Here is a 13,792-nt window from a genome sequence, read left to right as displayed (position 1 = left end):
CGGAGGCTGCGCATGAATGAATCCGCCTCGCGGACCGTCGCCATCGTCGGTGCCGGGCCCAAGGGCATCGGCGTGCTGGAACGGATCTGCGCCGGTGCGCCGGAATTGCTGGGCGACCGGAATCTTGTGGTCCACCTGATCGATCCGTTTCCACCGGGCCCAGGACGCGTGTGGCGTCACGACCAGTCGCCGCTGCTGTTGATGAATTCCAAGGCCGCCGACGTCACCATGTTCACCGACGACAGTGTGCGCTGCGAGGGTCCGCCGAGACCCGGCCCCACCCTCGCCGAGTGGATCGAACACGTGCGCGACGGCACGCTCAGCGTCGAACTCGATCCGGGACTGCGTGATGAACTGGACCGCGCCACGCCCGCGACCTTCCACACCCGGCGCATGCAGAGCGCCTATCTGTCTTGGTGCTACCGCCGGATACTCGACACCCGGCCGGAGTCGGTCGAGGTTCGGGTACACGGTACCGAGGCGGTCGACCTGACCGAATCCGGCGAGGATCAGCTGGTGTGGCTGCGCGACGAGCCGCGGCCGCTGCGGGCCGATGTGGTCGTGCTGACCGTCGGCCACCTCGACGGTGAGACCGACGAATCCGGCAGTGCGCTCGGCGATTTCGCGCGTCGGCACGGCCACACCTACTTCCCGCCCGGCTATACCGCCGATACCGACCTGTCGCCGATCGCACCCGGTGAACCGGTGCTGGTGCGGGGATTCGGCCTCGCCTTCATCGATCTGCTGACGCTGCTGACCGAGGGCCGCGGCGGCAGCTACGCGACCGACGCCGACGGTGCCCTGGTCTACCGGCCCTCCGGCGCCGAGCCGACCCTGTACATCGGATCCCGTCGCGGGGTCCCGTACCGGCCCAAACCCGGTTACGGATTACTCGGTGCCGCAGCGGAATTGCCGCGATTCTTCGGTCCGGCCGAGATCGCCGCACTGGCCGCCCGGCCCGGCCCGATCCGGTTCCGGACGGACCTGTGGCCGCTGATCGCGAAGGAACTCGGCTGGGGCTACTACACCGAATTGTTCACCGCTCATCCCGAGCGGGTGCGGATGGAGTTCGCCGAATTCGCCGAGCGCTACCGCGAACTCGACTGGGACAGTGAGCAATTGCGCACATTGGTGGCCAAATCCGTTCCCGCCGCCGAGGACCGGTTCGACCCGGAGGAACTGGATCGCCCGCTGGCCGCGGTGACCGCCGCCGACGCGCCCGCACTGGCCGCACGGGTCCGCGAGCACATCGCCCGGGTGCTCGACCGCGGTGGGGACAGCACGTTCAGCGCCGACCTCGGTGCGGTCACCGCGATGCTCTCGGTGTTCCGGCAACTACCCACCGCCGTCGCCACCGGAAAACTCGATCCGGAATCGCAACTGTTCGATGTGGACGGGTGGTGGTTCGGCTTCTTCAGCTATATCGGTAGTGGGCCGCCCCGGGCGCGGCTCGAGGAATTGCTGGCCCTCGAACGCGCCGGGATCGTCACGTTCCTGGGACCCGAGATGTGGGTCGACACCGACGAGCAGGGGGGCCTGTTCCTGGGCGGCAGCCGCAAGGTCCCCGGCTCGGTCACCGCGACGACGCTGGTCGATGCCCGGCTGCCGCCACCGGATGTCACCCGCACGACCAACCCGATCGTGCGCGCCCTGCACGATCGCGGCCGACTGGGGGCGGAGCGACTCGTCGGCGAGTCGTCGATCCTCAGCACCGGCCGCATCCACACCTCCGGAATTGATGGACAGCTCTTCGATTCCGGCGGAGTCGCGCACCCGCGGCGCTTCGCCCTGGGGCCGCACACCAGCCTGCGCATCGCGGGCGCGTTCAGCAGACCGCGCACCAATGCGCTCGGCTTCCGCGAAAACGACAGTGTCGCACGCCAAGTGCTGCGGCTGGTCGGTGCCGAACGGCCGATCCGACCGGCCGCGACGATAGGAGAGCCATGACCCACCAGCCTCGTAAGACCTACGCCCGCGTCCTGACCGAGGATCTGAAGGACACCGTCGGGGTGCTGCGCGAACTCGTCGGCCGCGACCCCGATTTCGAGGTTACCTTCGGCCGCTTCGATATCGCGCTGATCGGCGATTTCTGCGTGGTGGCCGGAACCGAGGAGGCGCTGGCCCGCTACCGGGGCACGGTCGGCCCGGTGATCGTCGCGGATCTCGACGCCACGCTGACCCTGCTCGAGCGGGCCGGTGCGCAGATCACGGTGGCACCGTTCGACGGACCGGCCGGACGCAGTTCCCTGATCCGCCACTCCGACGGTGTCGAATTCGAGTACGTCCAGTTCCACCCCGGCCTGGATCGGCAGGTGTTCGGCTGAGATTTCGGGCGCACCCTTTTCCGCTCAGTGTGAACGGAATCGGAAAAGCGGAAAACCCCCTGTATTCCGGATATGAACCGACCGTTGCCCCGCAACGGCGGACTGCACGCGGTTGGGCGGTCGGTTACGATAGCAGTACGGTAATGCTTCGATTCGGCCGACCGCAATTCACTCTCAGCCGAGAAGTACGGCACGGTGCCGCATTTCCGTCAATGCCGTGCCCTTCGGTCTGAAAGATACGGGGCTGCCCCGCCGGGCCCCGTACCGCGGTGCCCCGGGGCAGAACGATGAGGTTCCTCGATCCCCGGCGCGTGGTCGCCAAGAGCGAGATGAGGGCGCCCCGTTGTTTGTCGAACGTCGATCACAGCTTGTCACTCTGGAGCGGATCCATCACCAATGTATTGCCGGTAAGGGTGGGATATCGCTGATTGCCGGTCCCGTCGGGAGCGGCAAGACGGAATTGCTCCAGATATTCGCGGAACAGTTGTCCGCGGAGGGCACCACAATCCTCGAGGCCGTCGGTTCGCCCCGAGAGTGCGATCAGGCATTCGGAATTCTTCAGCAACTGTTCGCGGGCCTGCGCGACCACGACGATTATGTGCGCATCCGGCAGTTGCTGTCCGACAGCGCATCCCGGCTCACCGGCGTGGCCGGTGACCGGGACGCGCAGGTTCTTCGCAATCACGCGAATCAGGAACTGTGGGCGATAGTGCTGCGGTTGTCGGCACAGGCACCGGTCGCCATCATCGTCGACGACCTCCAGTACGCGGATCTGGCCTCACTCCAGTCGCTGTTGTATTTCAGCGGCCGCCTCCGGTCGTCGCGGGTCATGATCATCGGAACCCGCACCGATCTCCCGACGTTCGCCGGTGACAAGCGCGCGGTGCCGATCACCGAATTGCTCCGCAGGCCCCGGTTCCACCTACTCCGCACTGGCCCGCTGACCGTCGACGGTGTCCGGGAGACGCTGGCCGAGCGCATCGGCGTACCGGTGGGGCCGGGTCTGGCGCAGTCCTGGCGCCGCCTCACCGGCGGCAGCCCGTTCCTGCTGCGCGCCCTGACCGAGGACAACGGATCGGCCGGACTCGCACTGGCACAACGACTTTCCGATCCGGTCGCCGGTGACGAGTTCGCCAAGGCCGCGCTGGCGTGCGTGCATCGCGGCTGCCGCCGATTCCTGCGTGCCGCCCGCTACCTGGCGGTGCTGGCGGAATCGGGATCGTTCGCACTGCTGCCCCAGCTGATCGGCGAGGACGAGGCCACCGCCGCGGCAATCGTGCTGGCGCTCACCGAGGCGGGCATCCTGGACGGGGAACGCTACCGTCATCCCGCGGCGCGGGCTGCCGTCCTGGGCGAACTCGGTATCGCCGAACGCGCCGAACTGCATCGCCGCGTCGCCGGACTGCTCTACGACGACGACCGCCGGCCCGATCGCATCGCGGTCCATCTAGTCGCGGCCGGAGCCGTGCACGAACCCTGGGCGCTCGAGATCCTGCTGGCCGCGGCGCGCGAGGCGTTACAGCGTGATGATTCCAAGTTCGCGGCCAAATGCCTGCGCACCGCCGAGCCCATGGTGACAACCGCGGAAGGGCAAGTGGCGCTGGCGATTCTGCGCATTCACGTGGACTCCCGCGGCAATCCGGACAACACCACCGAATCGGTGGCGACCGTTCTCGAGGCGGTGCGCGCGGGCCGGGTGCCCGTCGAGGAGATGGTCGGTCTGCTGAATCCGCTGCTGTGGCAAGGGCGTGGGGGCGCGACGACCGAGATTCTTGAGCGCATCGAACAGACCGACGCCGCACTCGACGATCGCTGCGCGGCCGATCTCACCTCGATCCGGACCTGGATGCGGTCGACCCACCCCGGCCTGCTGGCCGGTAGCGGCCGCTTCGGCGAACCGTCAAGCGGCGCCCGGGTGCGCATCATCGCCAACCGGTCGGTGCGCGGTCCCGGGCTGCTGGCCGACGTCCTCGAGATCGGCCCCACCGAGCACACCGTCCCGACGGCGGAATGGTTGTTGCAGACCACTCGGTTGTCGGGTTCGTCGCTGCGGTCGATCGTGTCCGCGCTGCTGGCCCTGGTACACGCCGATCGAGTCGATCTCGCCGAGCGCTGGTGTGATTCGCTGGTGCGCGAATCGGTCGCACAGGAGGCCGTGACCTGGCAGGCGCTGCTGACCGGCACGCGCGCCGAGATCGCCATCCGGCGCGGCGATATGGCCGCGGCCCGGCGCGACGGACTGGCGGCACTGGATCTGGTTCCACGGCAGGCGTGGGGGGTGGCGCTGGGCACCGTCGTCTCGCGGGTGCTGATCGCCGCGACCGCCCTGGGCGACTGGCAGACCGCCGGCGATTGCCTGATCCAGTTGCCCGACGCCGTTTTCGATACCCGCTACGGCGTGCAGTTCCTCTATGCCCGGGGCCGGCGGCTGCTGGTGGGCGATCGGCTGCGGGCGGCACTGGACGATCTGTCGACCTGCGGCAAGCTGATGGGCGAATGGGGCATCGACCAGCCCACTTTCCTGCCGTGGCGGGCCGACGCGGCGGCGGTGCTGCTGCGTCTGGGCCGGGAACGCCAGGCCACCGAGTTGGCCGCCGAACAGCTCGCCCGCACGAATCCGGGCCAACCCCGGGCGTACGGGATCGCGCTGCGCACCGTCGCGGCGACCGAACGCGACGACGGCGCGCGCCGCGATATCCTGCTGCGGGCCATCGAATCCCTGGAGAACTCGCTGGACCGAATGGAATTGGCGTATGCGCTCGCCGATCTGGGCGATGCGCAGGTGCGGCTCGGCGAGCCCCGCCACGCCCGGCAAACGGCCCAGCGTGCGACCCGGCTGGCCGAGGAACTGTCCCTGGAACCGCTGCTGCACCGGCTCGATATCGGCCGCCGGCCCATCGAATCGATTCTTCCGGTGCGGGCGGCCGGTCCTGAGGACGGTGACAGTGACGTCCTGAGCGCGGCCGAGCGGCGCGTGGTAATGCTCGCGGCCGGTGGTCGCACGAACAGGGAGATCGCCGCGGAGCTGTACATCACGGTCAGTACGGTCGAACAGCATCTGACCCGGGTGTACCGGAAGCTGCGGGTCAAGGGCCGCGGCGATCTGGCGGCCTATCTGCACGGCGGATTCACCCCACGTGGTGTGGGGGTCGAATTGCGGCCCCGGGCCGGCGGACAGGATCTGGGCCGCCGCGGCGCGGCATGAGAGAGCGCCACGGCCTCCGCTGCGGTCGGGCGGGGGAGGCCGCGGCGGAGGCTCACGGTGTCAGGCCGCCGGTTGCTTCGGTTCCTTGATCACGAACAGGCTGATCAACAGCGCTGCCGCCGCGAAGGCGACCGCCGCGATGACCGCCATGGACAGTCCGTGCGCCAACGCGTCGTGTGCGGTGGCGCCGGTGTGTTCGCGATCGGTGCGGGCGGCCTGGTAGATCGTGGTCAGGATGCCGACGCCCAGCGACAGGCCGATCTGCTGGGTGGCCTGCAGCAGACCGGACGCCGCACCCATGTCCCGCGGTTCCAGTCCGCCGAGCACGGTCATGTTCAAGGTGACGAAGGCCAGGCTCAGACCGGCGCCCAGCAGGACGAACGGCGCGAGAACTCCGGTGAAGTAGTTGCTCGAACCGGTGGTGGTGGTCAGCCAGACCGCTTCGGCCAGCATCAGGATCACGCCGGTCACCAGGACCTGTTTACGTCCGAACCGGGCGATGAGTTTCGACGCCCACTTCGCGACCGCGAACTGCACGACCGCCATGGGCAGGAAGGCGAGACCGGCCACCAGCGGGCTGAAGCCGAGCGCGTCCTGGATGTAGAGCGACAGCAGGATGTAGGTACCGGCCATGGTCGCCATCAACAGCACGAACGTCAGATAAGCCCCGGCCCGGATCCGGTTGCCGAGCAACCGCAACGGCATGATCGGTTGCTCGGCGTGGCGTTCGATGAAGACGAATCCGGCCACCAGCACCACCCCCACGACGAACGGGACCACGGTCGCGGCAGTGGTCCAGCCGTTGGTCACATTGGTCAGACCGTAGACGATGCCGACCATGCCCAGCGTGGACACGATCGCTCCGAGGAGATCGAAAGTGCCGCGGTGGCGCTCGGTTTCGTCGAGATAGCGCCGCGCCAGCAGGATGGTCACCAGGCCGATCGGCACATTGATGAAGAACACCAGACGCCAGCTGAACGTGGTGAGTACACCGCCGACGATGAGGCCGAGGGTTATCCCGAGCCCGGTGACCATCGAGAACACACCCAGTGCCCGGGTGCGCTGCGGTCCCTCGGGAAAGGTTGCCGCGATCATCGACAGCGCGGCCGGTCCGGCGAAGGCGAAACCGACGCCCTGCAGTGCCCGCGCGGCGATCAGCAGAGCGCCGTTCGGCGCGATACCGCCCAGGATCGAGGCCAGGACCAGCAGGCGCAGGCCCCAGGAGAACATGCGGCGCCGGCCGAGGATGTCACTGGCCCGCCCGCCCAGCAGCAGCAGTCCGCCGTAGGCCAGCGAATAGGCGCTGAACACCCAGGCCAGCGATTGCGCGGACATCCGGAGCCCGGATTGGATCTCCGGCAGCGCGATATTGACGACGTTGCTGTCCACCGCGACCATGAGCTGACAGGTCACGATGACGCCCAGCGCGATCGACAGCCTGCGATTGCGGGCGGTGGTGGCGGGGTCCGGCGGCGCGTCTGCGGCGGGAATTCTGGTGTCGGGCTGGATATCTCGGCTGGTCATCAACAGTCCGTTCGGGAAGGTTGGGGAAGAAGGCGGAGAGCGACCCCGCGGCGCTGCGCATCGGCTCCACGCTTGTAGACTCAGTTCAGCATAGAGCTGCAGAGCATTTTCGTCTACACATGTTGAGTGAGGTTGTCATGCCGGTTCACGAAATGGAGGCGCCGGTCCGGGAAACCGCGGCTCCGGCCAGCCGTGCCGAGCGTCGCCGCCAGACCAGGCAGCTGATTCTGGACGCGGCGCGCGAGTTGTTCGCTGAGCGCGGCTACATCGAGACCACCATCCGCGCCATCGCGCAGCGCGCCGAGGTCGACCCGGCGCTCGTGATGCAGCACTTCGGTACCAAGAGCGCGCTATTCGACGAGGTCGCGGGCATTCCGGAGACACTCGACGACGCACTCGAGGGTCCGCCCGAGGAATTGGGTGAACGGTTGCTCCGGCACGCCATGGCGGATGTGGACCGCAAGGAGGACCGGACCATGCCGGTGCTGCGCTCGATGCTCACCCATCCCGATGCGGCTCATGCCGTGCGCTGCGCCATCATGAATCCGGAGACCAGTCCGTGGACCCGGGTGTTGGTCGGCCCCGATGCTGAGCGGCGGTCGGTGCTGATCGGCACGCTGGTACTGGGCGTACTGATCGCCCGATACATGGTGCATCTGCCCGGCGTGGCCGACGCGCCGGCCGAACGCCTGGTCGAACTGCTCGGTCCGTGCCTGCGGCCGTTGGTGATGGGGGAGCCGGGCACCGAATCCGCGACCACGGCAGCCGGTTCGGCCCTCGATGCGCTGGCCGAGGCGGATGCGGCACGGCGGGCCGCGGCCGCGCGGGTCGACGACTGTGCTCATGCGGCACTGGCCGCCGGTGCGTCGTACGGCGACGTCGGTCGCCTGGTGGGAATCACCCGGCAGGCGGCGCGTAAGCGGTGGCCGCAGGGCGGGGATCCCCGGTAGCGCGGAGCGGCTGGATGCAGCGGAGATGCCGACGAAGCGCTGATGTCCGCAGATGACAACCTGAGTTGTCGCTCGGAGCCTCACGGCGGTGACTCGTCGGCGGGTCCGCCGTATCGACAACTGGAGTTGTCGAAATTGTGGCCGGCAACGATCTTGTGGTCTGCGATCTGCCTGCCTCCGGGCGACAACCCTGCCTGCCCGCCGTGCGATCCACGTCAGGTCCCGGGACGAACCCCTAAACCTCCAGGCCCCGCCGCCGCACGTTAGGGGACCGCCCCGCCCCGGATAGGGGTGCCGGTCCCGCCCCTGCCTTCCTAGGCTTTCCGGTGCGCAAACATGCTCGCCCGCAACAGATCCCGTGCATGATCGCGGCGAGTCGCCGAAACGGCCGACCGTGAAGGAGCCATTCCCTTGACCAGCCTCGACACCATCGATGTCTTCGATCAGGAGCGCTATCTGGACGGTCCGCCGTACGCCGATTTCGCGGTGCTGCGCCAGCAGGCTCCGGTCTACCATCACCGCGATCCCGAAGTGCCCGAGGGACATTGGGCCCTCACCCGCCACGCCGATATCGTCCATGTGGCCCGTCATCCGGAACTGTTCTCCTCCGAGCGCAAGGGTTCGCAGCCGCAGGAATTCGACGAGGTCGCCATCGATGTGCAGCGGCGCATGATGATCCACCAGGACCCGCCCCGGCACAGCCGCATCCGAGGTCTGGTCAATCGCGGCTTCACCCCCCGCGCGGTGGATCGCCTGCGGCCCCGGATCGCGCAGGAGTGCGCGGCGATCGTCGACAATGCCCTGGCCCAGGGCGAATTCGATCTGATCCCCACCTTGGCCGCCGAGCTGCCGCTGATCGTGATCGCCGAACTGATGGGTATCCCGCGCTCGGATCGTCATCTGATCTTCGAATGGTCACGTGCCATCGCCGGGCAGACCGATCACGAGCACGGCGGCGCGGAGGCGACCCGGGATGCGGTGATCGGCATGTCCGGCTATGCCGCCGAGCTGGGCGCCCAGCGCCGGCGCTGCCCGCTGGACGACACCGTGACCAAGATGGTCAGCCCTGACGACAAGGGAAATCAGCTGACCGACGAGGAATTCCAGGCGTTCTTCATCCTGATGACCGTGGCGGGCAACGAGACCACCCGCTACTCGATCGCCGGTGGTGTCGAGGCCTTCGCGCAGTTCCCGGATCAGTGGGCGCGGTTGCAACAGGATCCGGAACTGGCCCGCACCGCTGCCGAGGAGATCGTGCGCTGGGTCTCGCCGACCAAGGTGTTCCGGCGCACCGCGCTGGTCGATACCGAGGTCGGCGGGCAGACGATCCGTGCTGGTGACAAGGTGATGGCTCATCTGGTGTCGGCCAATCGCGACGAAACTGTGTTCGCCGATCCCGAGACCTTCGATATCGGCCGCGATCCCAATCCGCACCTCGGATTCGGTGGTGGCGGGCCGCATTTCTGCATCGGCAAACATCTGGCCGTGACCGAGATCGAGATCATGTTCGAGACCCTGGCGCGGAAGGTGGATCGCATCGAGATCACCGGACCCACACCGCGATTGCGGTCGTACCAGTTCACCGGCATCACCGCCATGCCGGTTCGCATCATCGCGGCCTGACCAGCCAGCCCGGCCGGGCGGCGCCGCGCGGCATCAGCGCCGTGCGGTACCGCCCGGGCGTGGCCGACATCGACACCTGGTCGGTGAGACCGCGATAGTGGCCCAGCGGCGTATCCGCGGTGAACATCTCCGGGGTCCGGCAGCTGTGCCGGTCACCGGTTCCGGCGATCTCGGCGGCGTAGTCCCGGTCGAAATACCCCATCCCGAGAATCCACAGCGCGACCCGCGTGAGGCCGACGTGGACCCGATAACTACCGCCTTCCACCGCGCGCCGGGCCAGCGCCTCCACGATGCCCGCGGTCAGCAGCCAGGCGACGATATAGTCGTTGACCACCGTGATCGGTGACAGTGCGGGCCGGTCGGGCGTGCCCTCCAGCAGCATGGCACCGGTCAGGCAGCCCGCCGACTGATCGAATCCCACCCGGTCGGCCCACGGCCCGCGCTCACCGTTCAGGGAGATCGTGGCGTGGACGATGCCGGGCCGCACCTGGGCGGCCTGCTCCGCGGTCAGCCCGATCCGGCCGAGATATCCGGGCCGCCGGTTGGCGAAGAACACGTCGGCGCCGGCGAGCAGAGCCCGCACCAGCCGGGCACCGTCGGCGTCGAAGGGATCGACGGTACTGGAGCGGATCCCGACATTCGCGGTCATGTACGTCACGTCGTGCTCGAAATCGCCCGGCCGCCAGAGGTTCAGGACATCGGCGCCGTGTAGGGCGAGTGCGCGCCCGGTACCGGCGCCGGCGATCACGTGCCCCATCCCGAGCGCACGCACGCCGTCGAGCGGCTGATCCGCGGTGGCGGGCAACGGTTCCGGTGCACTGTCAGCGACCCGGGTGATCTCGATCAAGGGCATATCGGCGAGCCCGTCGCGGAAATGCGGCTCGGCCGTCAGTTCCGCGAGGGTGCGCAACATCGGCAGCACCACCCCGGCGTGGGCCCCGTCGTCCTCGAGATCCCGTGCCCGTCTGCGCCGTATCGCCGCGGCCACCGCGTCCACGTCATCGGGCACACCGAGCAGTCGTTGTGCGGCGACCTTGATTCCCGGGTACGGATTCAGCGGCATCACCCAGCGGTCGTCGGCCGTGCGGTAGAACTCGAAACCGAATGCGGGAGAAGCGTTCACCGGCGCGGCGGGAGCGTAGCCGTTGAGCCGTTCCCAGCGGCCGCGGAACGGGGCCAGCCGGTGCACCGCGGTGCGCAGGTCCACGGCGATGTCCTGGTCCGCACCGCCGCGCATCCGTGACAGTTTCGCCACCGCGGCGGATTTGGTGGCGAGGCCGATCGCCCCCGCCGCGCCGAGTCGCAAGGTGCTCGGCACGATCGGATCCGCTCCGATGAACTCGACCCTGCCGCCAGTGTCGGCCGGGCGCATCCCGATGCCGGCGAGGACGTCGCCGAATTCGGCGTGCAGGTCGAAATCGTCGTCGGTGGCCGGGCTCGACACCGCGCCGAGCAGCCGGTCGGTCAGCGAAACTTCCGTGGGCATCATGTCTCGACGGTAGGACCGGCCGTTGCCCCTGACCACGACCGATCCGGACAGGTGCACATGACCGCAACGGTCGGATGACCGTAAGGTGGACAGGTGGAGATGCTGCACCTGCGCTACTTCATCGCCGTCGCCGAGGAGCTCAGTTTCACCCGTGCGGCAGCTCGCCTGCATCTGTCGCCGTCGCCGCTGAGCCGGCGGATCCGCGATCTCGAGCGTGAACTCGGCCGCGACTTGTTCATCCGCGGACATCACCATATCGAGCTCACCGCCGCCGGTACGAGCCTGCTGCCCGCAGCACGCGAGATCATGCGGCGGGTCGACGCGGTACCGGCACTCGTGCGCGAGGCCACCGGCGCGTGCCCGCACACCCTCACCCTCGGGATCGCGCCCGAAGTGTCGGCAGCGGTGCGGACCGCGGTGCTGTCCGCCCTGTCCGCCCATCCCGATATCGCGGTCCGCCTGCATCCGGCCGAGAGCGCGCGGCTGATGCACGCACTGCAGACCGGTGCGGTGGATGTGGCACTGGTCATCGAACCGGCCGCCGCGCCGGGAGTCGGTCGTGCGCGCCTGGAATGCCAGCCGATCGGGGCCGTGGTCGCCGCGGGTATCGGATTCGACGAGCGCACCTCGGTCCGGCTCGACGAACTCGCCCATCTCCCTTATGTTCCCCTGGGTTTCGGTGCCGGGCCGACCCCGCTGGAATCAGTGGAGGAGGCGATTCGGCGCCGCGGTGCGCGCCGGTGCGCCGCGGCCGGGGCGCTGAGCCCGGACGGTATCGCGCACGTGGTGGCCAGCGGTCAGGCGTTCACCATCGCGGGGCGCTGCACCGGAGCCGGGAAGGTCTTCGCCGACGAACGGGTGCACGTTCTGCCCCTGGAGGGAATCGACGGCTCGATCACCACGGTCGCCGCGTGGCGCGAGGACCGGCTGCGGCCCGGCGGCGCACTCGTCGGCCCGGTCGCGACACTGCGCCGACTGGCCGCCGAGCGGATCCGGTCCGCCCAGCACTCGCGCCCGGCACCGCACCCGTCCGGCGGTCGCCGAATCGTCCGATAGTGGTGCCCGCGGCCGGTACAGGGGTGTTCGGCGGTGCGGGATCCGGGTTGCATCCTCTGTGACGCAACCGATCGCAGGACGAGGAGCCCCCGGTGAGCTGGGATGTTATCGTGGCCGGTGCGGGTCCGGCCGGACTGATGCTGGCCTGCGAGGCGCGATTGCAAGGTGCGTCGGTGGTCGTGCTGGAGCGGCTGCCCGAGCCAGACACCACGATCAAATAACTCGCCATCAACGCCATGACGGTCGAGGCGTTCCGGCGCCGCGGCCTGTACCCGGAATTACAGCAGGCCTGGGACCGGATGCTGGTGCGGATGGCACCACTGCGCCGGCTACCCGGCGAATAGGAACCCGATCTGGACACCATGCGCAGCCGGACCCGCCATCTCGGTGGGCATTTCGCGGGGATCTCCACCCTTGAACCCGGCCGCGTGGACCGCACCGATCCCGACTTCGCCGGTGCGGAACGGGCATTGATGCTGATTCCGCAGGCAGGGATCGAACGCATCCTGCTCGCCCGGGCCGAACAACTCGGCGTCCGAGTGGTACGCGCGGCCACGGTGTCCGGATCCGAGGCCGGTGCGCACGGCGTCACCGTGCGGCTCACCAGGGGTGACTGCGAGCGTGATTGGCCGCCGCTTGTCGCGGAGTCGAATCAGTGCGCGAATCACGAGCGCCAGCCCCAAGGCATTGCTGATCATCGTCGCCAGCTTGATCGGCATCATCGCCGGTCTGCTCGCTTACTTCGGTGGCGGGCACATCACCGACGCGATCCGCGACGGTGGTGGCATCAGCTTCACCGCCACCACCGCGTTCGTTCTGGTGGTGATGACCTACCTCGGTGCCCTGTGAAAACCCAGGCAGTTTCCTGGTGTTGAGGTCGTCGAACAGATTCGGCCGTCCGGCCACCATGATGCCGCCGAGACGGGTGGGCAGCGGGTCAACTGAGCAGGCACGGAGGACTGGCTCCCGCCGACCGGCGGTGGGCTCACGCGCTAGCAAGAATGCCGTCAAGAACATCAATCTGTGGGAGCGTCTGGACGAACTGATCCGTTAGCTCGCTGTGCCGCGACGGCGGATGACTTGGCGCAGTGCGGATTCGCCATGCCGGTGACTTCCTCGGTTCGGCCAGTTCGCGGCGGCCCTCACCGACGTCGGCCTCCGTGGGGGCTGGTCCGCCCAGCCGTGGGGCGTGTGGCCCGGCCGTGATGGCTGCCGGAGCGTCAGCAAACATCGGATCGTCTCGAGTGAGCTGGGCGGCACGTGTGCGAGGGATCGCTCGCGCACGCGTCCGTCTCAGTTGTGCCGTTGCCGAGTGTCAAAGGGGTGAGCGAACTTCTACTCGCGCACGCAGAGGTGTGACGAGTGACGGAAATGTGTGCTGCGAGTGGCGTTGCTGTCCCACCTCGGCCACGTCCGACGGCTCGAGCAAGGGGAGAACGTGTGCGAGGAGGTGGTCGAGCACCGATTTGCGTCATATTTGACGCAAATCGGTGCTCGAGTAATGCGCGAGAGGGGACTTGAACCCCTACGTCCGTGGACACCAGAACCTAAATCTGGCGCGTCTGCCAATTTCGCCACTCGCGCTTGATGGTACGACCGTCCAAACTCTACCGGGCTTGAC

The 13,792-nt window shown here is 68.3% G+C and carries 11 protein-coding genes and 1 tRNA gene; 8 read left to right on the top strand and 4 right to left on the bottom strand.

The window, feature by feature from the left end; all coding sequences use genetic code 11:
• Positions 1-12 precede the first annotated feature (12 nt).
• From ACZ60G_RS14740 to ACZ60G_RS14730, 3 genes are all read left to right on the top strand, one after another.
• On the top strand, positions 13-1,947 hold the full coding sequence (locus ACZ60G_RS14740) for an FAD/NAD(P)-binding protein (protein WP_465810638.1): 1,935 nt from the start codon (positions 13-15) through the stop codon (positions 1,945-1,947).
• On the top strand, positions 1,944-2,324 hold the full coding sequence (locus tag ACZ60G_RS14735) for a VOC family protein (protein ID WP_465810636.1): 381 nt from the start codon (positions 1,944-1,946) through the stop codon (positions 2,322-2,324). The genes ACZ60G_RS14740 and ACZ60G_RS14735 overlap by 4 nt, the downstream gene beginning before the upstream one ends.
• Before the next feature lie 217 nt (positions 2,325-2,541).
• Positions 2,542-5,529: a helix-turn-helix transcriptional regulator gene (locus tag ACZ60G_RS14730; RefSeq protein ID WP_465810634.1), complete on the top strand. Its 2,988-nt coding sequence runs from the start codon at positions 2,542-2,544 to the stop codon at positions 5,527-5,529.
• Positions 5,530-5,589: 60 nt separating this feature from the next.
• Here the strand turns inward: ACZ60G_RS14730 and ACZ60G_RS14725 are convergent, their stop codons facing one another.
• Entirely contained in the window at positions 5,590-7,053 is a 1,464-nt protein-coding gene (locus ACZ60G_RS14725; RefSeq protein ID WP_465810632.1) for an MFS transporter, read from the bottom strand.
• A gap of 137 nt (positions 7,054-7,190) precedes the next feature.
• Between ACZ60G_RS14725 and ACZ60G_RS14720 the strand changes: the two genes are divergently transcribed.
• Complete coding sequence (locus ACZ60G_RS14720; RefSeq protein WP_465810630.1) at positions 7,191-8,003, top strand: TetR/AcrR family transcriptional regulator; 813 nt, start codon at positions 7,191-7,193, stop codon at positions 8,001-8,003.
• Positions 8,004-8,414: 411 nt separating this feature from the next.
• Entirely contained in the window at positions 8,415-9,626 is a 1,212-nt protein-coding gene (locus ACZ60G_RS14715) for a cytochrome P450 (RefSeq protein ID WP_465810628.1), read from the top strand.
• On the opposite strand, the gene ACZ60G_RS14710 is transcribed toward ACZ60G_RS14715, so the two are convergent.
• Complete coding sequence (locus ACZ60G_RS14710) at positions 9,613-11,115, bottom strand: CoA transferase (protein WP_465810627.1); 1,503 nt, start codon at positions 11,113-11,115, stop codon at positions 9,613-9,615. The two genes, ACZ60G_RS14715 and ACZ60G_RS14710, sit on opposite strands and share 14 nt — an antisense overlap.
• Before the next feature lie 99 nt (positions 11,116-11,214).
• Between ACZ60G_RS14710 and ACZ60G_RS14705 the strand changes: the two genes are divergently transcribed.
• Together ACZ60G_RS14705 and ACZ60G_RS14700 are read left to right on the top strand one after the other, a co-directional pair.
• Positions 11,215-12,171 carry a LysR family transcriptional regulator gene (locus tag ACZ60G_RS14705; protein ID WP_465810909.1) on the top strand — a complete coding sequence of 319 codons (957 nt, stop codon included), beginning with the start codon at positions 11,215-11,217 and terminating at the stop codon, positions 12,169-12,171.
• Between the two features lie 92 nt (positions 12,172-12,263).
• A complete protein-coding gene (locus ACZ60G_RS14700) occupies positions 12,264-12,392 on the top strand; it encodes an FAD-dependent monooxygenase (RefSeq protein WP_465810625.1) in 129 nt (42 codons plus the stop codon).
• A 108-nt stretch (positions 12,393-12,500) separates the two neighbouring features.
• Here ACZ60G_RS14700 and ACZ60G_RS14695 read toward each other — a convergent pair whose 3' ends face one another.
• Entirely contained in the window at positions 12,501-12,893 is a 393-nt protein-coding gene (locus ACZ60G_RS14695; protein WP_465810623.1) for a hypothetical protein, read from the bottom strand.
• Between ACZ60G_RS14695 and ACZ60G_RS14690 the strand changes: the two genes are divergently transcribed.
• Positions 12,880-13,020 carry a hypothetical protein gene (locus ACZ60G_RS14690; protein WP_465810621.1) on the top strand — a complete coding sequence of 47 codons (141 nt, stop codon included), beginning with the start codon at positions 12,880-12,882 and terminating at the stop codon, positions 13,018-13,020. The two genes, ACZ60G_RS14695 and ACZ60G_RS14690, sit on opposite strands and share 14 nt — an antisense overlap.
• Positions 13,021-13,673: 653 nt before the next feature.
• Here ACZ60G_RS14690 and ACZ60G_RS14685 read toward each other — a convergent pair.
• Positions 13,674-13,755: transfer RNA gene (locus ACZ60G_RS14685), tRNA-Leu, on the bottom strand.
• Positions 13,756-13,792 lie beyond the last annotated feature (37 nt).

The sequence above is a fragment of the Nocardia sp. NPDC102475 genome, assembly GCF_055584605.1.
The sequence above is the reverse complement of the archived record's forward strand: the minus strand, read 5'-3'. Positions and strand labels throughout refer to the sequence as shown.

Excerpts from the sequence above, each read along its gene's own strand:
- ACZ60G_RS14740 (WP_465810638.1), top strand. The coding sequence starts at position 13 with ATGAATGAATCCGCCTCGCGGACCGTCGCCATCGTCGGTGCCGGGCCC.
- ACZ60G_RS14735 (WP_465810636.1), top strand. The coding sequence starts at position 1,944 with ATGACCCACCAGCCTCGTAAGACCTACGCCCGCGTCCTGACCGAGGAT.
- ACZ60G_RS14725 (WP_465810632.1), bottom strand. The coding sequence starts at position 7,053 with ATGACCAGCCGAGATATCCAGCCCGACACCAGAATTCCCGCCGCAGAC.
- ACZ60G_RS14720 (WP_465810630.1), top strand. The coding sequence starts at position 7,191 with ATGCCGGTTCACGAAATGGAGGCGCCGGTCCGGGAAACCGCGGCTCCG.
- ACZ60G_RS14710 (WP_465810627.1), bottom strand. The coding sequence starts at position 11,115 with ATGATGCCCACGGAAGTTTCGCTGACCGACCGGCTGCTCGGCGCGGTG.
- ACZ60G_RS14705 (WP_465810909.1), top strand. The coding sequence starts at position 11,215 with ATGCTGCACCTGCGCTACTTCATCGCCGTCGCCGAGGAGCTCAGTTTC.
- ACZ60G_RS14695 (WP_465810623.1), bottom strand. The coding sequence starts at position 12,893 with ATGATGCCGATCAAGCTGGCGACGATGATCAGCAATGCCTTGGGGCTG.